Origin of the sequence: Sphingobacterium sp. MYb388 (assembly GCF_037479535.1) — a bacterium.
Classification (GTDB): Bacteria; Bacteroidota; Bacteroidia; order Sphingobacteriales; family Sphingobacteriaceae; genus Sphingobacterium; species Sphingobacterium anhuiense.
On sequence record NZ_JBBGYV010000003.1, the window covers coordinates 65,224 to 86,657 of the forward strand.

The following is a 21,434-nucleotide window of genomic DNA, read 5'->3' on the forward strand; positions in this document are numbered from 1 at the left end:
GGAACCGTTATGCAACCATTAAGTAATAGAAAAAAAGTTTTGGCACAACAACCAATGAATTTTATGGAGCGGATCTATTTTCCAGCTATTATAAAAGGTTTGTCCATTACTCTAAAGCATTTTTTTAAGAAAATACCAACTGTTAAATATCCAGAGGAACAGCGTCCTTATTCGAAGAACTTTCGAGGGCAACATTCTTTAAAGCGAGATGAAGAGGGACGTGAAAGATGTACAGCATGTGGTTTATGTGCCCTATCTTGTCCTGCGGAGGCCATTACTATGACTGCCGCCGAGAGAACTAACGAAGAAAAGGATTTGTACCGTGAAGAAAAATACGCCGCCGTGTATGAGATTAATATGTTGCGCTGTATTTTTTGTGGTCTATGTGAAGAGGCATGTCCTAAAGAAGCCATTTATTTAGATGGTCCACATGTTACTGCCGATTATCTTCGTAAAGATTTTATCTATGGTAAGGATAAACTGGTAGAGCCAAAATTTGATATTACAAAATTGAATAGTTAACCACAAACCTATGACTGTTTTTTATTTAGTTGCTTTCTTATCGATTTTTTTCGCGCTGATGACCATCTTCACGAAAAATCCTGTGCATAGTGTTTTATATCTTGTGATTACGTTTTTCACGTTTACCATTCATTATATTTTACTTAATGCACAATTCCTTGCTGCGGTTAATTTTATCGTCTATATGGGGGCTATTATGGTTCTCTTTCTATTCGTGTTGATGTTACTGAATCTGAATAAGGATACGGAACCCATGAAATCAAATCTTGTAAAAATGATGGGTGTTATTGCAGGTTGTTGTCTTGTTGTTGTTCTTTTTGGTGCATTACGAGTTTTTGACATCTCCAATCCATTGGTCGCTAAAGATCCTGATATTGGGCTAGTGAAAAATTTGGGAAAAGTATTATTTAAAGAGTTTTTGCTCCCGTTTGAATTGTCTTCAATTCTTTTGTTAACGGCTATTATTGGAGCAGTATTATTGGGGAAAAAAGAACCAAAAAAAATATAATGGAAACAGCAGTTCAACAATTACAAGGTGTTCCTATAAATCATTATTTGATTTTTTGTGGATTGATTTTCGCCATTGGCGTGATCGGAGTATTGATACGTCGTAATGTTATCATTATGATGATGTCAATTGAATTGATGTTAAATGCAGTAAATCTCTTATTAGCGGCATTCTCTGTTCATCATGGTGATGCTTCGGGACAGGTTTTTGTATTTTTTATTATGGCTCTGGCAGCAGCCGAAGTGGCGGTGGGTCTAGCTATTATTATTATGGTGTATCGCAATACGAAGTCGATAGACATTGAATCACTACATAAACTTCGTTGGTAATTTAAAGCATTAAAAAAAGAAAGATATTAGCTATGCGTGATTTAATTTGGTTAATTCCTTTATTGCCGTTGATTGGTTTTGTCATCAATGGAATAGGACGACAGGTGCTTTCAAAAAGTTTAGTTGGATTTATCGGTAGCGGTACCGTATTTATTTCGTTTTTATTGAGCTGTACTCTTTTTGTATCCATTTATGAGGCGCGTGCACTTGGTGAAACAGGTAGGATTAGCCAACATATTTTTGATTGGATTAAAATCGGGAATTTGGAAGTCTCACTTTCCTTTTTAGTGGATCCTCTAAGTGCGATTATGTTATTAGTAGTAACAGGAATTGGCTTTTTGATACATATCTATTCGATAGGTTATATGCAACATGATGGAGGATTTGCAAAGTATTTTGCTTATTTAAATCTCTTTATCTTTTTCATGTTGATCTTAGTCATGGGATCCAATTATTTGGTCATGTTTATTGGTTGGGAAGGTGTTGGACTTTGTTCTTATTTACTGATCGGGTTTTGGTATAAAAACAGTGATTATGGTGCCGCGGCTAAGAAAGCATTTGTGATGAATCGTATCGGAGATTTAGGCTTCCTAATTGCGATCTTTTTTATCTTAAATACTTTTGGATCCTTGGAATTTTCCACCGTGTTTGAGTCAGCAAAAAGTTTCCCAATAGGAGATGTGACGATCTTAACGATTACGCTATTACTCTTTGTAGCAGCAACCGGTAAATCGGCTCAGATTCCTTTATTTACCTGGTTGCCCGATGCGATGGCTGGTCCAACTCCCGTTTCTGCTTTAATACACGCAGCAACGATGGTAACTGCAGGGATTTACATGATTGCCCGTTCAAATATTTTATTTGTATTATCTCCTTTGACGCTTCAGATCATTGCGATAATCGGCGTTTGTACCGCTCTATTTGCAGCAGCAACTGCACTGACACAGAATGATATTAAAAAAGTATTAGCCTATTCTACAGTATCCCAATTGGGTTATATGTTCTTGGGATTAGGAGTTGGTGCATTTACGGGTGCCTTCTTTCATGTTTTAACACATGCCTTTTTTAAGGCTTTACTATTCTTGGGTGCGGGCTCTGTGATACATGGCATGAGTGATGAGCAAGACATGCGAAAAATGGGAGGTCTTAAAAAGGCTTTACCCATCACGTATATGACCATGCTGATCGGTACCATTGCCATTTCAGGTATACCTCCATTTTCAGGTTTTTTCTCTAAAGATGAAATTTTAGCACATGCTTTTGCTGCTAATCCAGTTTACTGGGTACTAGGGTTTATCGGTGCTTTGATGACATCTTTTTATATGTTTAGGTTGATTTATTTGACTTTCTTTGGCTCTTTTAGAGGAACAGAAGAGCAAAAGCACCATCTCCACGAATCCCCTAAATCAATGACTTTGCCATTAATTGTTTTAGCCATATTAGCTATCTTCGGTGGTGTGCTTAATCTTCCTGAGGTATTAGGAGGTCAAACTTGGCTAGCAACATTTCTGTCTCCTGTCTTTGCTGATGGAGCAAGTTTGCAACATATTCATACAATAACTCACAGTACTGAATATATGTTGATGGGAGTTTCTGTTGTGGGGGTTTTGGTCATGGCATTTGTTGCCTATAACAAATATGTGAAACAGGGATCGGTGCCTGAACATAACCAGGTGACCAGAACAGGTCTTGCAAAACTTTCTTACCATAAGTTTTATGTGGATGAGATTTATGAATTATTAATTATAAAACCGATTAATTGGCTTTCCGTATTTCTAGCAAGAATAGTTGATGGCTTAGGAATAGACGGTTTAGTCAATGGAATTGGTAAATCGTCCTTTATGACTGGAAAAGGAGTTCGCCTTTTACAAAGTGGAAATGTAGGTTTCTATCTTTTACTGATGGTCGTTGGAGCGATAGCCATCTTTTTATACGGTTTATTGAGTTTTTAACATTGTAATAGCTATTTGATCATCAATGGATAACCTATTTTTACTTATTCTAACTCCTATTATCGGTGCTATTTTTTTGTCCTTTGTATGTGAACATACACTAGCGAAAAGAGGGGCACTGGTACTGTCTTTGATTACGCTGGGTCTGACTATTCCTTTTATCTGTCAATTCAATCCTGAAGGCGACTTTAATTATGAACAGTCTTATCCTTGGATAACTGCTTTTGGTGTTAACTTCCATATTGGGGTTGATGGTATTAGCTTGCCTTTGTTAGTCCTGACTAATTTTTTAGTGCCACTCATTGTTCTCACAACTTTTAAGAAAGCCTTTAAAGGCAATTTCTATGCTTTAATGTTTTTTATGCAAAGTGGTTTGATGTTGGTTTTTTCTGCTATGGATGCTTTCACATTTTATGTGGGCTGGGAAGTTGCATTGATTCCGATCTATTTTATATGTGCTCTTTGGGGAGACGGTGACCGTATCCGGGTCAATTTGAAATTCTTTATCTATACTTTCTTTGGCAGTTTATTGATGCTGGTTGCGATTTTATATCTACACCAGCAAGTCGCGACTAATGATTTTGAATGGCATTCATTTGTTTCCCTAGATTTAGAAGCATCTACACAACGGTGGATATTTTGGGCTTTCTTTATTGCTTTTGCAATAAAAATTCCAATTTTCCCTTTTCATACATGGCAACCATCAACGTATACACATGCTCCTGCGGCGGGAACGATGCTTTTGGCCGGAATTATGTTAAAAATGGGTGTCTATGGTTTAATGCGCTGGCTTTTGCCTGTTGTACCTGAAGCGGTTGCTATATACGGTCAGCTTGCTATGATTTTATGTGTTTTTGCAGTTGTGTACGCGTCGATTATTGCGATACAGCAACAAGATTCGAAACGACTTATTGCTTATTCTTCTATTGCTCACGTTGGACTAATTAGTGCTGGGGTATTTACTTGGAATGTCACCGGAATGAGTGGTGCCATGATCCAAATGATCAACCATGGAGTTTCTGTTGTCGGATTATTTTTTGTACTGGATATTATTCAGGATCGTACCGGATCAAGAGATTTACGAGAATTGGGCGGTATAGCTAAGAAAGCGCCGCGCTTAGCCATCGTATTTTTAATTATTATCATGGGAGCTATCGGTTTACCATTGACAAATGGTTTTATTGGAGAGTTTTTGCTTTTGAAGGGGATCTATGAATATAGTGTTTGGTTTGCTGTTTTTGGTGGATTGACACTAATTCTTGGAGCTGTTTACATGCTTCGTTTATATCAAAAAACAATGCTTGGCACCACGTCCGAAAGAACAGCGCATTTTGTTGATATTTCTGGTGTCGAATTGTATACTTTGATCATCATTTCAGCAGTGATTATTTATTTAGGAATTTTTCCAAACAGCTTATTGCATATTTCTTCAGCGTCTGTATCCGTTTTGGCTACGTTTCTAGGGAGATAATTTTAGACTTAAACTTTACGAATAATAGATTCGATTATGGGGGCGATTATTACATTATCAATATTAGCATTATTGGTACTTTACTTAGGATTATTTAAGGCAAATAAATCATTATTACCGGTAGGTTTAGTGGGCCTGCTTGTTGTCATTGGACTATTAATTAAAGATTGGAAAATAGATGCATCTCCATTATACAATGGGATGATCTTATTTGATCACTATGCTATTGCTTTTTCAATATTATGTACTTTCGTGACAATATTGGTTTTTATACTATCTAAAGGATATTTCACGTCTTCAAGTGATCATGTGGCTGAATATTATACTTTATTGTTGTTCTCATTGCTTGGGGCTGTTCTGGTTAGTAGTTATCACAATTTAGCCTTATTGTTTCTAGGGATAGAGATCATGTCTGTTGCGCTTTATATCTTGGTCGGAATACGTAAGAAAGATCCAGCTTCCAATGAAGCGGCGATCAAATATTTTATCATGGGGGCATTCTCTACGGGATTTTTATTATTGGGAATAACCCTCTTGTATGGCGCATCCGGATCTTTTGATCTGATGATGATCAGAGACTATGTAACAGCGCATCCGGGTGCCATATCACCTTTATTTTACGGAGGAGTGTTGTTGATGATTATCGGTCTGACTTTTAAAGTTGGTGCAGCTCCCTTTCACTTCTGGACGGCAGATGTATATGATGGGGCACCGATCTTAATTACGAGCTTTATGAGCACAGTGGTTAAAGTAGCATCCTTCGCGGGCCTATTAAGATTATTTACCTTTTCGCTTTTGCCACTGCAAGATTTTTGGACACCTATATTTTTAGGAATTGTCGTGCTTACATTATTTATTGGTAATCTTTCAGCTTTAATGCAATCCTCATTTAAGAGGATGTTAGCTTACTCAAGTATTTCACATGCTGGTTATATGCTTTTTGCGGTGATTGGTATTGGAGCTAGCTCTGCGAATTCAATTTTTGTTTATGGAGCTTCTTATTCTTTGGCTACTGTTACTGCCTTTGCAGCTTTGATTTTAGTAAAACGAGCTGTTGGCTCAGATCATTTCGAATCATTCAATGGGTTGGCGAAAAAGAATCCTTATTTAGCAGCAATCCTCACTATTGCCATGTTGTCTTTAGCCGGTATTCCGTTAACAGCAGGTTTCATCGGCAAATTTATGATGTTCAGTTCAGTGATGGCTCAATACCATATTGTATTACTACTAATTGCGGTTTTAAATGCTGCGATTGCGGTGTATTATTATTTAAAAGTGGTTGTAGCGATGTATTTCAGGACTGCAGAGGGGAAAACTATACTAATAAATGCCAATTACGTTATTCTATTTATTGTTACTACTGTTTTAACGATTTTAATCGGAGTCTATCCGAATTGCTTTATGGAGTTAATTTAAAGGGAGGTTAATTAATATACTTAATGCATAGTTTGTAAAAACTATGCATTTTTTATTTTGATTTCATGCCTTATAATTTAAAGACAAATTGTATATTGTCAGTAGGAATAAGTAATTGCTGATATTCATGAAGTTTTTAATACCGATTATAACTATAATAAAAAGACTTTTTATTATTGCTGTTGTGCTGGGTATTTTAACAAGCCTAGGATTTGCGCAGCGAAATGTTAAAGGTCGTGTCATTGACGGTAAAACTGGAAAAGGAATCCCTTTAGCTAGTATCTCCTGGAGCGGTCATAGTGGAGGCACTTCGGCAGATACACTTGGTAATTTCAATATTGTGCTCCGGAATGAATATGACCAGATTGCCTTTCGGGCAGTTGGTTATGAGATTAAATTAATTGATCTTAATGAGGTTCAAGATTCGGTATTAAATGTATTACTATTTGGCAAAGACAATAAAATCGGGGAGGTTGTGGTCAATGCTAAAGGGCGAAAATATAAAGACCCTGCCTTAGCACTGATTGAAAACGTCATTTCTCATAAGGATGCAAATCATATCTCCAGATTAAATCATATTCAATATGAGGAATATGAAAAATCACAATTTGGTACTGTAGATTTTAAAGTAAAGCCAGGAAGATTGCCAGGTAAATTAAGATTTCTGTTTGAAAATAAAGATACAGTTAGCATACCCGGGAGTTCTATTTTACCTTTTTTCTTAGAAGAAAGTGTCTCAGAAGTCTATTCTACCTTTAAACCTTCGCGGAAGAAAAAGATTATTACAGGACATAAGGTTACAGAATTAAACAAGCGTTATATCAATAATGCCAATATCCAAAGTTATTTTCAAGATCAATTTCGAAATATTGATCTCTACGAGAATAATATCCAGCTGATAAGTAAAGCCTTTTTAAGTCCGATAGCCGGTAATGCTCCTTCTTATTATAAGTATACAATTAGGGATACGTTAGTTAAAGATGGTGTACGCTATATCGAATTGCATTTTGAAGCAAAATCAAAGATGGACGTGCTGTTTAAGGGATCAATATGGGTCTCCGATGATGACCGTTATGCCGTTTATTACGCAGAAATGGAACTTGGTGAAGAGGCCAATATTAATTGGGTTAATGGAATTAATATAGGTCTTGAGTTTGAAAAGCATCCTGCGGGACAAATGTTGCCTAAACGCGCTAACCTACAGATTTTATTTGGAACAGATAAGGGGAATGCGCTGTACGGGAAAAAGGAAACTTATTTTTCGAAATATAAAGATGAAACGATAAGTGATGACCTATTTAAAGGTATTCCGATTGAGAAGCGTTATCTTGAACAAAAAGATTCTGTACAATGGGATCGGGTTAGAGTAGTGCCGCTTACAGAAACTGAAGCTAAGACTTACGTCAATATTGATTCTCTTTCAGAAATGAAATCGATTAATCGATTAATCTCAATTGGATATTTTTTAGTAAGAAGTTATTATAATGTTGGAAAATTTGAGTTTGGTCCTTTAGAATATACCTATAGTTTTAATGAAATAGAAGGAAGCAGAATTCGATTAGGGGGTAGAACAACTGAATTGCTTTCGAATAAATTCTTTTTTGAGGGCTATGTCGCCTATGGTACCCGAGATCAGGAATTTAAATATTACCTCAACGTAGCACAGTCTTTAAATGGAAAATCTATCGTACAGTTTCCTGCCCACTATCTGTCGGCAACGATTCAACATGATGTGATGGAACCTGGTAGGGGTTTAAGCTACCTGAAGGGCGATGGTTTTTTTCAGTCCTTTCGAAAGAATAAACCTACCAAATGGTTGTGGAATGATATTTACCGTCTTGAACATTTAATTGAATTTGGAAATCATTTTAGTGTGAGTACCATGTTGACAAGACATGAAAGACAGGCCGCTGGGACATTGTCTTTTGTGACAGGAAATGCTTCGCCAGATACGATTGCAGCGATTAATACAAATGATATACAGATCAAATTACGATGGGCACCGGGAGAACAGTTCTATTATAGAAATTTAGAGCGGACGCAGATCCGGAATAAATTTCCGATTCTGACTTTGCAATATAACAAAGGATTAGATGGTTTCTGGAATGCAAATCAACGCTATGATGCTTTGAGGTTTAAGATCTTTAAAAAGATATTTATGTCTCCCGCAGGAACAGCTGATATCGAATTTAGTGCTGGTAAGATATGGGGCTCTATTTATTATCCATTGTTAGAGATGCCAGATATTCAAACGGATAAATCGGGTCCTTTACAAAATTTTGATTTGATATCAAATATGGAATTTGTTGCAGATCGTTTTGTGAAGCTTGCTTATTATCACCATTGGGATGGCTACATATTCAACAGGATCCCATTATTGCAACGGTTAAAGTGGCGCGAGGTGACAGGTTTCAAGTTTTACTATGGACAAATCAGTGATCGAAATAATCCGGAATTTAATAAGAATCAGATTCAGTTTGACCGTGATGACGATGGTCTTGTTAAAACTCGGGTTATGGGCAATCAACCTTACATGGAGGGAATAGTAGGTATTGACAATATTTTTAAAATTTTTCGAGTTGAATATAAAAGAAGATTAACGTATTTAAATTATCCAAATGTATCCCGTGATACCTATGGTGTATCACTTCATTTAAATTTTTAGAATTTATGGAATATCAACATCTCTTATATCAAGTGGATAAGCATATTGCTTACATTACAATCAACAGAGCATCGGCATTGAATGCTTTGAACCAACAAACATTGACAGAGCTAGAGGCAACGCTTCTCGAAGCAAAGAAGGATCATGATGTCAAAGGAATTATTATTACCGGCGCAGGTGAGAAAGCATTTGTAGCAGGGGCTGATATTAAAGAATTTGTAGATTTAAGTGAGGCCGAAGCTAAACTTCTTTCACAAAAGGGTCATTATATTTTTACGGAATTGATCGAACAATCACCGAAACCTGTCATCGCCGCAATAAATGGATTTGCGCTAGGAGGTGGTTTAGAATTAGCGCTTGCCTGTCATATGCGCTTTGCTTCAGCAAATGCAAAACTAGGTCTTCCAGAGGTTTCTTTAGGTCTTCTACCAGGTTATGGCGGCACACAAAGATTGACACAATTGGTAGGACGCGGACGTGCATTACAGATGATCCTGACAGCCGATATGATCAGTGCTGAAGAGGGACTGAGAATAGGACTGATCAATGAGGTGCTGGATGCTGCTGATTTGATGGATCGGGTAGTGGAGGTTTTGGAACGCATATTCTCTCGGTCAGGTACGGCTGTGGCAGCAGCTATAGATGCGGTAAATGCATCAAATGAACAAACAAGAGATGGCTATCAGGTGGAGATTAATCATTTTGCTGAACTTTTTGTAACGAGTGATTTTAAAGAAGGTGTTGATGCCTTTTTAACCAAGAGAAAGCCAAACTTCTAGTTATTATTTGTACTTATAGCCTCTTCTCTACGAATGGTAACATGGTTTTACGGTAGAACAGTAGCGATAAAATTTGTCCAAAAAAAATTAATTTCCTATTTATATGCTGTATATTGTAGAGAGGAGAAATTGTACTAAGCCTTGAAATGTCTAAAGTGCCCAAATTGTATCAAAAATAATCAGAATGGAAGCTCATAAAACACTAAAAAATACGCGTCCGGATTTTTTCTACAAGGTAGATATTGTTGTTATTGGTGCAGGGCAGGCGGGTTTATCTGCGGCCTATTATCTGAAAAAAGCAGGAATCGAACCTGGAAAAGGTTTTGTCGTTTTGGATGATGAGTTTGCTGCAGGTGGCGCTTGGCAACATCGCTGGGATTCATTAACGCTTGATAATGTTAATGGGATTAATGATCTTCCAGGAATGGGATTTTCAGATGCTGTAGATACCATGGATACTACACTGCAAGCGAATACCGCTATTCCGAAATATTACGAGCTGTATGAAAAAAAGTTTGAACTTCCGATTATTCGTCCTATAAGGGTGAGTGAAGTAACAGCGCGTAATGGACGATTTATGATACATACAAATGGTATTCAATTTAGTGCTCGCGGATTGATAAATGCAACCGGAACTTGGAAAACTCCCAATTGCCCCAAGTATCCGGGCTGGGAAAAGTTTAAAGGCAGACAGCTGCACACTGGAGAATATATAAATGCGGATGAGTTTATTGGAAAGCATGTTATCGTTGTAGGTGGCGGAATCTCAGCCATTCAACTGCTGGGTGAAATTTCTCAAGTTACCCAGACCACATGGGTAACCCGTAAACCTGTAGATTTTAGAAAAGATGAATTCACTCCCGATGTGGGAAGGGAGGCTGTTGCTCTGGTAGAAAAAAGAGTGCGTGAAGGTTTACCTCCAAACTCGGTTGTATCGGTCACAGGCTTGCCTCTTACACCAGCTATTGAAAAAATGTTACGTGATGGTGTTCTGGATCGTAAGCCGATGTTTAAAGAGATCACTGAAACAGGTGTCAGGTGGGAAGATGGAACGACTTTGGATGCTGCTGTTATTTTTTGGAATACCGGTTTTAAACACTCTCTGGATCACCTTGCTCCACTGGGTTTGATCAACGATAAGGGTGGTATCGAGCTATCAGGAAGATTGGCCACGCAGGTTACAAAAGATCCACGCATTCACTTAACGGGCTACGGTCCGTCAGCTTCTACAATTGGAGCTAATCGTGCTGGAGGGGCAGCTGCAAGAGAGTTAATTGCATATTTAAAGTTGTGAGCGACTATTTGACCTAGCAAAGAGTAATACAAGATGTTATGAAAGTATATACCATCTAAAAAAAGCGACGGCTAGGTCGCTTTTTTTAGATGGGCAAGTTGAAGATTGTAACTTCTTTCCTACTATTATCTTTTGTTGATGCGGCCTTTAAATTGGCTAATACCATCCATAAAGGCTTCTAAAATTATTCTTCCTGAAGGGAGGTGTTTAAGATCATAGTCGAATGTAGCATTTTTAATAGCTTTATACTCATGTTTCTGCCATACGGTGCCATCAACAGTGATCTGCACGGTCATATCGCTTGGTTTATTGGATACGACATTTAATTGCGTATTGTCGACCACTGATCTTGGATAGAGAGAAAAGGCGTATCTGCCTGTTGTGGTATTGAATTCTAACCCCTTCACAGCATTGAAACTGAACATTTCACCGATCCCGCAATCGCTTTCGAATGCATGGATCAAATTTCCTTTTAGATCAAATATGCGAAGATGACCATCTCCATTTGCCGGCTGTGCCCAGAATTGTAATCCATTGCTTGCAGTATCGATGAGACGTAGTGAATGTTTACCTTCCGAGAGGTGTATCGTATCTGTGTATAAGGTCACAGGTTCTAATTGCGTTGCGGTTTTTTGAAAGATTGTATCTTGTTTAGCATTTAAAAGGAAAATGCTGTTGTCTTTAGGCTTATTATTCGTTAAAAACTGTAGAACAAAAGTTGCTGGAAATTTCTGTGCAGCAGTAAAGGTGGCTTGCATGTTATTGTCTCCGGACCAAGCATCTTTCTTTCCGTTGGGTTGATTAAGCGTGACAAGAAATACATTTTCGCCATCTTTTTCCTGAATCTCCCCGGGGAGTATCACTTCGGCAACTTGATTGAAAGGAAGATTTCCTTTCCAATGGAATGTTTTAGTCGGAAAACCCTGTGTTCCATATACAATAGTGAGTGAACGAACAGGGTCTGAACCTAAGTTTCTAAACATTATCCGAGGGCCTGAGCTAGCCGGATTTAAACGGGAAAATCGTTGTTCATCATTGGGAACCATTATAGCTTCCACAGAGACATCTGTTTTTTGATTCGGGGCGGTGTACTCAAACAAATACGCGGCTATATTTTCAGCAGCCTGTATGTTGTCGGTGGCTGTATAAGGCTCCATTAATAAAGATACTTGATGACTGCCTGGCTTTGTCCATACATCGATCACATCAGGTTGTTGTAGGTCGCCCGGACACCAGTACGCCCGGTCAAATATCCAGGTACCACCTTGTGGGTAAAGTGGGTTGTCGCCACATTTTTTCCACATATCACGTTTATCAACGATTTTTCCGTCTACAGAAATTTCGCGCCAGCGGCTGCAAAACTCACTGCAGCCACGTGGTTTGTCCATTCCATGACCGGTATGCTGTATGCGTATTCTGCTTAATGCCGTTCCAGCTGTAGACTCATAATTTACCGGTAAAAGGTTATCCTCAATCTTCTCGTTGGGATCTCCATATTTATAGGCCTTATTCCATAAAGGTTTTATACCAAGTGGTGTAACAACAGGAGGACCGGATAAGATCTCAAAATCTATCGTAAGCGCCCAACCGACTGTTTTATCTTCAAAGCCTGAATGCACATATACAATTTCCACACTATCTCGGAGAAACGGGGCGAAGTCTGTGACATCAACCTGCCATTTCCAGTTCCATCCTTTGTTGTAAATACTGCCATATGGTGTAAGCATCCTACCCAGTTCATAGTTAAGTTCAGAACCATTTGTACCGCCTTTGCGACGCAATATAATATGATCCAAATAATCCCAGTGGGCAGTATGGAGACTATCGGGGCTTCCCAAGGTAACGTGCATGGTTATTTTTCTGATGGAAGCATCTGTTTTAGGAAATAGACCCCATGCAGGGTATGGCTTTTCTCCTTTAATGGGATCGCAAATAATAGTCGCACGGTTATGCGTAACAATGTGGCTTATCGCTGGCTTTTGAGCAACGGCTCTATAACAGATGATGAGACAAAATAGGGTTAGGAAAGATTTTATGTTCATTAATTTGAAGAAATATTATTTAAGAAACTGCATAAAGATAAGATGTTTTACGCAATCTTATTACGAGGAAGGTGTGGCATTATTTGCATCTCAAATTTTGATCAATAAAAAAAGCGACTCTTTTGAAGTCGCTTTTCGTAGCCCGTAGGGGAATCGAACCCCTGTTTCTAGAATGAAAATCTAACGTCCTAACCCCTAGACGAACGGGCCATTTGTTTATTAATGTGATGCAAAGATAAGCGCATTTTTTACTCTTGCAAAATAAATGTACTCTCTTTTACGTAACTCTTTGAATTTGAATAAAATTATTTTTTTACAAGGTCTTTATTTGAGGGTAAATCAAGCTTATTCGACCACATAAGCTAGTAAATACGCATTGAACTTCTCATAATGAACATCGAAGTGACAATCGTGATATTCACTTTTTAAATGTAATTTCAAAATTCCTTCATCCTGATATTGAAAAGGAGCAATGGTCATATTATGTAGAAAGGAGACGCCACTATTACCCTGCAATTTATACACAGCCTCTTTAGCACTCCAACAAGCATAGAGCTGCGCTATACGGTTTTCGCCCGAGGTGATAAAGTCCAGTTCTTCTTCTTTTAAGAATTTATGTGCAATGCGCTCCACTTTAGATTTGATAAGCTCCATATCAATACCTACCTCGCCCACCGAACTGATGATCGCTCCCGCATAATCAAAAGAATGAGTGAGTGATATTTTTTGCGGAAAATTAGCTAGGTATGGTTTTCCATTTGCATCAGAAGGACAATCAATATAAGCAGTCGTGTTTAATAACGTGCGTAAAAGGACGCGTGTGGCGAGCCAATGTAAACGACGTTTGCCATTGGATAGGCTGATGAGTTTCTGTTCTTCTAATGCGTCTAATTGCAGTTGATTAGACAATGTTTGTTCATCTTCTTCAATACGCCAAATTGCAAATTTGGTATGCTGATCCAATTCTCGTAGATATACTAAGCTCATAATCAAACTTAGTTAAATTTGTTTTCATTTAAAAGGAGCTTCGTCTGTAAATAAGCGGTTTTTCAGCTTTATTTTTTGATATGAACTTACTAGGACCTGATGAAGCATGATAAAAATTAATACCTAATATTTCCAGAAGAAATATTAGGAAATGCTGTAAAATATCAACGATTACCGTATTTTTGAAAAAAATGGTTGCTGTTCACTTTTCTAAACGATTGAGAGTCAACTTTAACCTATATAAATATTGAATAATCATGATTTTATCGGATAAACGTATACTAGAAGAAATTGAAAATGGCAATATCGTTATTGAACCATATGATCGTAAATGCTTGGGGACAAACTCGTACGATGTTCACTTAGGTAAACATCTGGCGACCTATAAAAACCGTGTTTTAGATGCGAAACATCATAATGAGATTGATCATTTTGAAATTCCGGAAGAGGGATTTGTTTTAGAGCCTAATACATTATACCTCGGGGTCACGTTAGAATATACCGAAACGCATAAACATGTTCCCTTCTTAGAAGGAAAATCGAGTACGGGTCGTTTAGGTATCGATATTCATGCTACTGCTGGAAAGGGTGATGTTGGATTTTGTAATACGTGGACATTGGAGATTTCATGTGCACAGCCTGTTCGCATCTATGCAGGAATGCCAATAGGACAACTTATTTATTTCGTAGTTGAAGGAGAGGTGGAAACTCTTTATAATACAAAGGGTAATGCAAAATATAATATCAAGACGACCAAGCCTGTGGAGTCTATGATGTGGAAAAACTCATTTTAAAATAAAAAAGAGCAAAGATTTTAAAATCTTTGCTCTTTTCGTTTGAAATCTGCTTAACCTCCAAATTCCATTAAATAGGCTTTTAAGAATTCGTCCAAGTCACCGTCTAGCACAGATTGTGTATTAGAGGTTTCGTAATTGGTTCTTAAATCTTTAATTAATTTATAGGGGTGTAATACATAGTTTCTTATTTGAGATCCCCACTCGATTTTCTTTTTATTACCCTCGATTGCGTCGGTTGCCTCTTGGCGTTTCCGCATTTCGATTTCATACAGTTGTGATTTCAAGAGTCGAAAGGCATTTTCTTTATTTTGTAATTGTGATCTAGATTCCTGATTTTTAATGATAATACCAGTTGGCTTATGGTGTAATCGTACTGCAGTTTCTACTTTATTTACGTTTTGACCTCCAGCACCACCTGCACGGAAAGTATCCCACTCAATTTCAGAATCTTTGACCTCGATTTCAATGTTGTTATCAATTAATGGATAGACGTATACAGAGGCAAATGAAGTATGACGCTTGCCGTTTGAATCAAAGGGTGAAATACGAACTAAACGGTGGACACCATTTTCACCCTTTAGATAACCATATGCAAAATCTCCGGAAATTTGGAGCGTGACAGTTTTTATTCCTGCAACTTCTCCCTCTTGCGAATCCTGTTCAGTTACTTTATAACCATTTTTCTCACCCCACATGATATACATACGCATCAACATGGCCGCCCAGTCACAACTTTCTGTTCCGCCGGCTCCAGCAGTAATCTGCAGAATGGCGTCCAGCTGATCTTCTTCGGCGCTTAGCATGTTCTTGAATTCTAATTCTTCCACCGCTTCTAAAGCAATATGATACTGTTCATTGAGCTCCGCTTCCGTAGCGTCGCCGGCTTGATAGAATTCATATAATACACCCGTATCATCGACAGCTGCCGCGACCGAATCAAAGTGATCCGTCCATACCTTCTGTACTTTGATAGACTGTAATATTTTTTCTGCAGCTTTTGAATCGTCCCAAAAATTAGGTTGTAAGGTAATTTCTTGGTCTTTTTCTAGCAGTTCTTTTTTGACATCGATGTCAAAGATGCCTCCTCAGGGAAGTTACACGATCCCTCAAATCTTGAATTTGTTCTTTGGTCATAATAACAAAGATACGGCTTTCTATAGGAAATGCCCAAAAAGCTGCGATATGAACTTCAGTGATCGGGATAAATTTTTATATTTCCTCAATAGTACAGTTTTTAATGGAAGAGGAGAAATCGATAACTTTGTTTATAGATATGGTACAATTAACATTGTAAATAAAACAAATTTATCTAAGTTTGATTAAAATAGAAAAATATGTTACCAAAAATAGATTTTACTCAGACAGCGGCTTACCGCTATTTAGCCGATCATTATATTAGTATAAACGAGCATAGCTTGAAAGATTTATTTGCTGCAGATGATTTTAGATTTGAGAAATATAGTATTGAATTTAATGATTTGCTCTTAGATTATTCAAAAAATAGAGTGAACGATGAGACGTTAGCTTTGTTACGCCAGTTGGCAAAAGAGTGCCAATTAAGCGAAGCCATAGAAGCAATGTTTCAGGGTGAGAAAATCAATGAAACAGAAGGCCGTCAGGTATTGCATACGGCTTTGCGCAATCAATCTGGAAAAGCAATATTTGTTGATGGTCAAGACGTCATGAAAGATGTAAATGCTGTTTTGGCACAGATGGAGTCATTCACAAACCGCATTCTATCTGGTGAATGGAAAGGCTATACTGGAAAAACCATTACCGATGTGGTGAATGTTGGTATCGGAGGATCTGATTTAGGTCCAGTAATGGTGACGGAGGCTTTAAAGGCTTATCGCACACATTTAAATATGCATTTTGTATCTAATGTGGATGGAACACATATTGCCGAGGCTATTAAAAACCTTGATCCAGAGACAACCTTATTCCTGATTGCATCAAAAACTTTTACAACACAGGAAACGATGGCAAATGCGAATACTGCTCGAGATTGGTTCTTGACAAGTGGAGCACAACAGACCGATGTTGCGAAGCATTTTGCTGCTTTGAGCACGAATACCGCTGCTGTTGCCGCATTTGGTATCGACACTAAAAATATGTTTCAATTCTGGGATTGGGTTGGTGGACGTTACTCCCTATGGTCTGCGATCGGTTTATCGATCAGCTTAGCTGTTGGTTTTGATCATTTCAAAGAATTATTAACGGGCGCATTTGAGGCCGATGAGCATTTTAGAACAGCAGCTTTTGAAGAGAATATTCCGGTTACTCTAGCTTTGTTGGGTATTTGGTATAATAACTTTTTTGAAGCAGAAAGTCACGCGATCTTACCATATGATCAATATTTACATCGTTTCGCGGCGTATTTCCAACAGGGAGATATGGAGAGTAATGGTAAGTGTGTGGATCGTAACGGTAAAGCTGTGGATTATCAAACAGGTCCAATTATCTGGGGTGAGCCTGGTACAAATGGACAGCACGCTTTTTATCAACTGATACATCAAGGAACTAAATTAATCCCTTGTGATTTTATTGCACCTGCCATTAGCTTAAACCCTATAGGCAAGCATCATCAGATGTTACTTTCTAATTTTTTTGCGCAAACAGAAGCATTGATGAATGGAAAATCTGAGGAAGTTGTTGTTGCTGAACTAAAGGCAGCGGGTAAATCGGAAGAAGAAATTGAAAAGCTGAAAGCATTTAAGGTGTTTGAAGGAAATAGACCGAGTAACTCTATTTTGCTTAAAAAAGTAACACCACGTTCTTTGGGTACTTTGGTTGCACTTTATGAGCATAAAATATTTGTACAGGGCATTATCTGGAATGTCTTCAGTTTTGATCAATGGGGGGTAGAATTAGGGAAGCAGCTTGCGGGTCAAATTTTACCAGAATTAGAGTCAGAAGATATCATTACGACGCATGATTCGTCGACAAATGGTTTGATAAATCAATATAAAGCTTGGCGTTTATAAGTGTTAAGGAAATAAAAAAACCGGGGTTAATGTTTTAATCCCGGTTTTTTTATGTTGTTATTTTTTATAAGGATAGAATTTCAACTATTCTTAATAAATCCTGATTGATTGAATCAATGTGTTTAATTGCTTTTTTGAACGATATAAATTGTATTTCGCCATGAACTAAACCCACCATTTCACCTTTGCGACCCTCTAGTAGAGCCTCTACAGCGGCAACACCTAATCTGCTGGCCAATACTCTATCCATACAAGTCGGGCTTCCACCGCGCTGTATATGACCTAATATCGATAATCGAACATCATACTTAGGAAAGTTTGCTTTGATTCTTTCTGACACAACCATTCCACCTTCCGAATCACCTTCGGCAACGATGATGATACGTGATGATTTGCTTTTACGCGTTTTATCTAAGCGTTTCATGATGGCATCGTAATCCACATTAAATTCAGGGATTAAAACGGCTTCAGCACCTGTACTGATACCCGATCTTAGCGCAATCAATCCCGAATCTCTACCCATCACTTCAATTACAAAAAGACGGTCATGAGATTCTGCTGTATCTCTAATTTTATCAACAGCCTGTATAACTGTATTGATAGCCGTATCATAACCTATTGTAAAGTCAGTCCCAGCAAGATCATTGTCAATTGTACCAGGAAGACCGATGATAGGAATATCAAATTCCTCTAGAAATTTGGATGCACCTGTAAAAGTTCCATCGCCACCAATTACGACTAAAGCATCGATACCTGCCGCTTTTACATTTTCATAAGCTTTTTGGCGTCCTTCAATAGTTCTGAATTCATCACTTCTTGCTGTTTTTAAAATGGTGCCACCACGTTGTATGATGTTAGCGACAGATTTAACGTCCATAGCATACATATCGCCACTGACCAAGCCGTCATATCCTCTTTTAACACCAAAAACATTTAAACCATTATATATACCTGCTCTAACTACCGCGCGAATGGCAGCATTCATTCCTGGAGCATCTCCTCCAGAAGTTAATACTGCTATATTTTTAATATTACTCATAATTCAAACTTAATAAATCGTATTTCGGTTTGCAATATAAACCAGTTGAATGAAAAAAACAACTTATTTGGGTTATCTATTTGTAAATTGATCACCCAAATAAGTTGCGATTGCTTTTATTCTTTGCTCGAATCGGGATCGATTCAACAAAATCTACGGCCCGTGAAGCCGTTACTTTTTAGCATTGAAGGCGTCAATTCCACTTTGTAAGTATTGCGCATAGGCAATAGGATCGTAATTTGCTCCTGAAGGTGGAACCAACACGTTTCCTTGCGTATCGACAATCACATAAAGAGGCTGTGAATTACTGTTAAATTTCGACGCTTGAAAATCTGAATTTTTGTTTCCAATATTCTTGATTTTCTTTTTTGAATAAGTTGAAATAATCTGCTCTTCTTCAGGTAACTCCGTACGGTCATCGACAAAAAGTTCAGCCATTACGAAACCTTCTTTCAATAATTTGGCTACGTTAGGATCTGTCCATACGTTTGCTTCCATTTTACGGCAGTTTACACAGTTCCAGCCTGTAAAATCGATTAGAACAGGCTTGTTCAATTCTTTAGCAGTTTCTAAGGCTTGGTCGTAGTCATAGTAAGGATCAAATCCTTTTGGAGTACCACGTTCGTGGAATATCTCTGCATATTTTTTTACTTTGCCATCCGAGTATACCGGTGCACTTGCTATTCCAGCAGATAAATCAAAATCCTGAGTTGCTGATGGTGGTAAAAATGCGGATATGGATTTCAAAGGAGCCCCCCATAGTCCTGGTATCATGTACATCACAAAAGCAAAGACTGTTATCGCTAAAAATGTACGTGGTACGGATAAGAATTTTAGCTCACTATCATGAGAAAACTTAATTTTACCAATAAGGTAGAGACCCATTAAACCGAAAATAACGATCCATAAGGAAAGAAATACTTCACGATCAAACCAATTCCAATGGTAGGCAAGATCAACATTTGATAGGAATTTTAATGCTAAGGCTAACTCCAGAAATCCTAGGACTACTTTTACACTATTTAACCAGCCTCCTGATTTTGGAAGGGATTTTAATAATGAAGGGAACATTGCGAATAATGCAAAAGGAATTGCTAAAGAAATAGAAAAACCAAGCATACCGATTGCTGGCCCTAAGCGCTCGCCTTTAGATGCTGCTTCCACCAACAACGTACCTATAATAGGTCCTGTACAGGAAAAGGAAACTAAAGAAAGGCTAAATGCCATAAAGAATAGACCAACCAAACCACCTTTGTCCGATTTGGCATCCATTTTATTGACAAATGAACTTGGTAGTGTAATTTCAAATGCACCAAAAAATGACGCTGCAAAAACGACTAGTAATAGGAAGAATAAAAAGTTAAAGATACCATTTGTAGAAAGTGCATTAAGTGCGTCAGAACCAAATAAAATGGTAATGATCATGCCCAACGCAACATAGATGATGATGATAAATAATCCATATAGTAAAGCTTTACTTATTCCACTGGCTCTTGATCCTGATTGTTTCGTAAAGAAACTGACAGTCAACGGTAACATTGGAAAGATACAAGGCATCAATAATGCCATAAAACCTCCCACTAAACCTGCGATGAAAATACCCCAAAGTGATTTTTTTTCTTCGGGAGCTTGATCAATTGCTGTTTGCGTCATGGCTTTAGTTGTATCCTGACTGAGGGTATCAGGACTTTCAGAGAAAACCAAATCCTCTGTCACTTCAACAGGGGATGTTGTATCAGCAGATTCTGAAAATTCGATTCCTTCCACACTAAGTAAAGAGTCTTGTGCTGTTGCAAAAGAAAGAACAGGAATAAATAAACTGAAAATAACGAAGTAGATTAAAAATAGTTTCTTTTTAGCCATTATATATAGAGTTCTAAGATAATTTGTAAAATTAAAAAAAGACATTGAGAATCACCTTATTGTTTAGTAGTTGTAAAGTCAATTTTACTTTCTAAAGGCAATCTTACAGGCGTTTATACTTCATTACAAGGGTAATTATAATAAATCGCAGAAAATTAACATTTCATGAAGTGATTTTGAATTCGCACGCTAATAAGAAAACGCTATTCAACTAACCATAATGAATTAGCTGAATAGCGTTTTGTTCAAATATATGTTGCTAATTTTTACTTGATTGCTACAGAAAATGCATAATCTGTTGGTGGAAGACATTGTGTTTTATCGCAAGCTTGGTATTCTACACTTCCTTTTACAGTTGTTGTTCCTTTATTTAATTTTACTTTTTGCTGAAAAATTACCTCTTTTTTAAAGTAGCCTACATTCATTTTAAAGACTTCTTCGTATTTTGTTGCTGCTTTAGGTTCAGCTGTTTTACCGTTTAGCGCGTAATCTTTAGATGCAGGGAACGTAAATGAGGTTGGTATAGGACCATTTTCACCGACATTTTGAGAATAAATGTGCCAACCGTCCTGAATAGTGGCTTTGATAAAGATAACTGCTTCCTTATCATTTAATTTTTTTGAAGCAACAGTCCATTTAACAGGATCGTGGATTTGAGCTACTGCTCCTGAAATAGCAAAAAATAGTACTGCTATTAGTAATGTTAATTTTTTCATGGAATATATTTGTTTTTTTATTGTTACAAAGCTATCATTAGCATATTTATTGTTTTTAGTAAACGATAGG

At 37.6% G+C, this 21,434-nt stretch carries 17 protein-coding genes and 1 tRNA gene; 11 read left to right on the forward strand and 7 right to left on the reverse strand.

The window, feature by feature from the left end:
* The first annotated feature begins 9 nt into the window (after window positions 1-9).
* The 9 genes from WH188_RS10850 to WH188_RS10890 all read left to right on the forward strand — a co-directional run bounded on the left by WH188_RS10850 (window position 10) and on the right by WH188_RS10890 (window position 10,936).
* Window positions 10-522 carry a NuoI/complex I 23 kDa subunit family protein gene (locus WH188_RS10850; protein ID WP_021190697.1) on the forward strand — a complete coding sequence of 171 codons (513 nt, stop codon included), beginning with the start codon at window positions 10-12 and terminating at the stop codon, window positions 520-522.
* 10 nt (window positions 523-532) lie between these two features.
* Window positions 533-1,030: an NADH-quinone oxidoreductase subunit J family protein gene (locus tag WH188_RS10855; RefSeq protein ID WP_132769965.1), complete on the forward strand. Its 498-nt coding sequence runs from the start codon at window positions 533-535 to the stop codon at window positions 1,028-1,030.
* Window positions 1,030-1,359, forward strand: coding sequence for an NADH-quinone oxidoreductase subunit NuoK (gene nuoK / locus WH188_RS10860; RefSeq protein WP_132769964.1), 330 nt, complete (start codon window positions 1,030-1,032; stop codon window positions 1,357-1,359). The genes WH188_RS10855 and nuoK overlap by 1 nt, the downstream gene beginning before the upstream one ends.
* 32 nt (window positions 1,360-1,391) lie before the next feature.
* Entirely contained in the window at window positions 1,392-3,311 is a 1,920-nt protein-coding gene (gene nuoL, locus WH188_RS10865; protein ID WP_339423917.1) for an NADH-quinone oxidoreductase subunit L, read from the forward strand.
* Window positions 3,312-3,336: 25 nt separating this feature from the next.
* Window positions 3,337-4,782 (forward strand): complex I subunit 4 family protein, encoded by a 1,446-nt coding sequence (locus WH188_RS10870; RefSeq protein WP_132769961.1) that lies wholly within the window; start codon window positions 3,337-3,339, stop codon window positions 4,780-4,782.
* 36 nt (window positions 4,783-4,818) lie between these two features.
* Window positions 4,819-6,198 carry an NADH-quinone oxidoreductase subunit N gene (locus WH188_RS10875; protein ID WP_132769959.1) on the forward strand — a complete coding sequence of 460 codons (1,380 nt, stop codon included), beginning with the start codon at window positions 4,819-4,821 and terminating at the stop codon, window positions 6,196-6,198.
* Between the two features lie 127 nt (window positions 6,199-6,325).
* Entirely contained in the window at window positions 6,326-8,863 is a 2,538-nt protein-coding gene (locus tag WH188_RS10880) for a DUF5686 family protein (RefSeq protein WP_132769958.1), read from the forward strand.
* 5 nt (window positions 8,864-8,868) lie between these two features.
* The gene (locus tag WH188_RS10885; RefSeq protein WP_132769956.1) at window positions 8,869-9,642 is read left to right on the forward strand and encodes an enoyl-CoA hydratase/isomerase family protein; all 774 of its coding nucleotides are present in this window, start codon (window positions 8,869-8,871) and stop codon (window positions 9,640-9,642) included.
* A gap of 184 nt (window positions 9,643-9,826) precedes the next feature.
* A complete protein-coding gene (locus tag WH188_RS10890; protein ID WP_132769954.1) occupies window positions 9,827-10,936 on the forward strand; it encodes an NAD(P)-binding domain-containing protein in 1,110 nt (369 codons plus the stop codon).
* Window positions 10,937-11,061: 125 nt separating this feature from the next.
* On the opposite strand, the gene WH188_RS10895 is transcribed toward WH188_RS10890, so the two are convergent.
* The 3 genes from WH188_RS10895 to WH188_RS10905 all read right to left on the reverse strand — a co-directional run bounded on the left by WH188_RS10895 (window position 11,062) and on the right by WH188_RS10905 (window position 13,965).
* Window positions 11,062-12,978 (reverse strand): peptide-N-glycosidase F-related protein, encoded by a 1,917-nt coding sequence (locus WH188_RS10895; RefSeq protein ID WP_132769952.1) that lies wholly within the window; start codon window positions 12,976-12,978, stop codon window positions 11,062-11,064.
* 138 nt (window positions 12,979-13,116) lie between these two features.
* Window positions 13,117-13,188: transfer RNA gene (locus tag WH188_RS10900), tRNA-Glu, on the reverse strand.
* 135 nt (window positions 13,189-13,323) lie between these two features.
* The gene (locus tag WH188_RS10905; RefSeq protein WP_021191394.1) at window positions 13,324-13,965 is read right to left on the reverse strand and encodes a 4'-phosphopantetheinyl transferase family protein; all 642 of its coding nucleotides are present in this window, start codon (window positions 13,963-13,965) and stop codon (window positions 13,324-13,326) included.
* A 257-nt stretch (window positions 13,966-14,222) separates the two neighbouring features.
* Here WH188_RS10905 and dcd point away from each other — a divergent pair, with 257 nt between their 5' ends.
* Entirely contained in the window at window positions 14,223-14,759 is a 537-nt protein-coding gene (gene dcd / locus WH188_RS10910; protein WP_132769948.1) for a dCTP deaminase, read from the forward strand.
* Window positions 14,760-14,812: 53 nt separating this feature from the next.
* On the opposite strand, the gene prfB is transcribed toward dcd, so the two are convergent.
* Window positions 14,813-15,896 (reverse strand): peptide chain release factor 2 gene (prfB, locus tag WH188_RS10915; RefSeq protein ID WP_132769946.1). Its coding sequence is split into 2 segments (ribosomal slippage): window positions 14,813-15,835 and window positions 15,837-15,896, totalling 1,083 coding nucleotides; the frame shifts between segments, so codons are not numbered across the junction.
* A gap of 200 nt (window positions 15,897-16,096) precedes the next feature.
* On the opposite strand from prfB, the gene pgi reads away from it, so the two are divergent.
* The gene (gene pgi, locus WH188_RS10920; protein WP_168127808.1) at window positions 16,097-17,746 is read left to right on the forward strand and encodes a glucose-6-phosphate isomerase; all 1,650 of its coding nucleotides are present in this window, start codon (window positions 16,097-16,099) and stop codon (window positions 17,744-17,746) included.
* Between the two features lie 64 nt (window positions 17,747-17,810).
* Here pgi and pfkA read toward each other — a convergent pair whose 3' ends face one another.
* From pfkA to WH188_RS10935, 3 genes are all read right to left on the reverse strand, one after another.
* Window positions 17,811-18,785, reverse strand: a complete 975-nt coding sequence (gene pfkA, locus WH188_RS10925; RefSeq protein WP_132769942.1) for a 6-phosphofructokinase — start codon at window positions 18,783-18,785, stop codon at window positions 17,811-17,813.
* Between the two features lie 171 nt (window positions 18,786-18,956).
* Window positions 18,957-20,648 carry a protein-disulfide reductase DsbD family protein gene (locus WH188_RS10930; protein WP_168127807.1) on the reverse strand — a complete coding sequence of 564 codons (1,692 nt, stop codon included), beginning with the start codon at window positions 20,646-20,648 and terminating at the stop codon, window positions 18,957-18,959.
* A gap of 266 nt (window positions 20,649-20,914) precedes the next feature.
* Window positions 20,915-21,364: a protein-disulfide reductase DsbD domain-containing protein gene (locus WH188_RS10935; RefSeq protein WP_132769938.1), complete on the reverse strand. Its 450-nt coding sequence runs from the start codon at window positions 21,362-21,364 to the stop codon at window positions 20,915-20,917.
* Window positions 21,365-21,434: the final 70 nt, after the last annotated feature.

What these genes read in the sequence shown, in the direction of transcription:
- WH188_RS10850 (WP_021190697.1), top strand. Translation starts at nt 10, where the DNA reads ATGCAACCATTAAGTAATAGAAAAAAAGTTTTGGCACAACAACCAATG.
- WH188_RS10855 (WP_132769965.1), top strand. Translation starts at nt 533, where the DNA reads ATGACTGTTTTTTATTTAGTTGCTTTCTTATCGATTTTTTTCGCGCTG.
- nuoK (WP_132769964.1), top strand. Translation starts at nt 1,030, where the DNA reads ATGGAAACAGCAGTTCAACAATTACAAGGTGTTCCTATAAATCATTAT.
- nuoL (WP_339423917.1), top strand. Translation starts at nt 1,392, where the DNA reads ATGCGTGATTTAATTTGGTTAATTCCTTTATTGCCGTTGATTGGTTTT.
- WH188_RS10870 (WP_132769961.1), top strand. Translation starts at nt 3,337, where the DNA reads ATGGATAACCTATTTTTACTTATTCTAACTCCTATTATCGGTGCTATT.
- WH188_RS10875 (WP_132769959.1), top strand. Translation starts at nt 4,819, where the DNA reads ATGGGGGCGATTATTACATTATCAATATTAGCATTATTGGTACTTTAC.
- WH188_RS10880 (WP_132769958.1), top strand. Translation starts at nt 6,326, where the DNA reads ATGAAGTTTTTAATACCGATTATAACTATAATAAAAAGACTTTTTATT.
- WH188_RS10885 (WP_132769956.1), top strand. Translation starts at nt 8,869, where the DNA reads ATGGAATATCAACATCTCTTATATCAAGTGGATAAGCATATTGCTTAC.
- WH188_RS10890 (WP_132769954.1), top strand. Translation starts at nt 9,827, where the DNA reads ATGGAAGCTCATAAAACACTAAAAAATACGCGTCCGGATTTTTTCTAC.
- WH188_RS10895 (WP_132769952.1), bottom strand. Translation starts at nt 12,978, where the DNA reads ATGAACATAAAATCTTTCCTAACCCTATTTTGTCTCATCATCTGTTAT.
- WH188_RS10905 (WP_021191394.1), bottom strand. Translation starts at nt 13,965, where the DNA reads ATGAGCTTAGTATATCTACGAGAATTGGATCAGCATACCAAATTTGCA.
- dcd (WP_132769948.1), top strand. Translation starts at nt 14,223, where the DNA reads ATGATTTTATCGGATAAACGTATACTAGAAGAAATTGAAAATGGCAAT.
- pgi (WP_168127808.1), top strand. Translation starts at nt 16,097, where the DNA reads ATGTTACCAAAAATAGATTTTACTCAGACAGCGGCTTACCGCTATTTA.
- pfkA (WP_132769942.1), bottom strand. Translation starts at nt 18,785, where the DNA reads ATGAGTAATATTAAAAATATAGCAGTATTAACTTCTGGAGGAGATGCT.
- WH188_RS10930 (WP_168127807.1), bottom strand. Translation starts at nt 20,648, where the DNA reads ATGGCTAAAAAGAAACTATTTTTAATCTACTTCGTTATTTTCAGTTTA.
- WH188_RS10935 (WP_132769938.1), bottom strand. Translation starts at nt 21,364, where the DNA reads ATGAAAAAATTAACATTACTAATAGCAGTACTATTTTTTGCTATTTCA.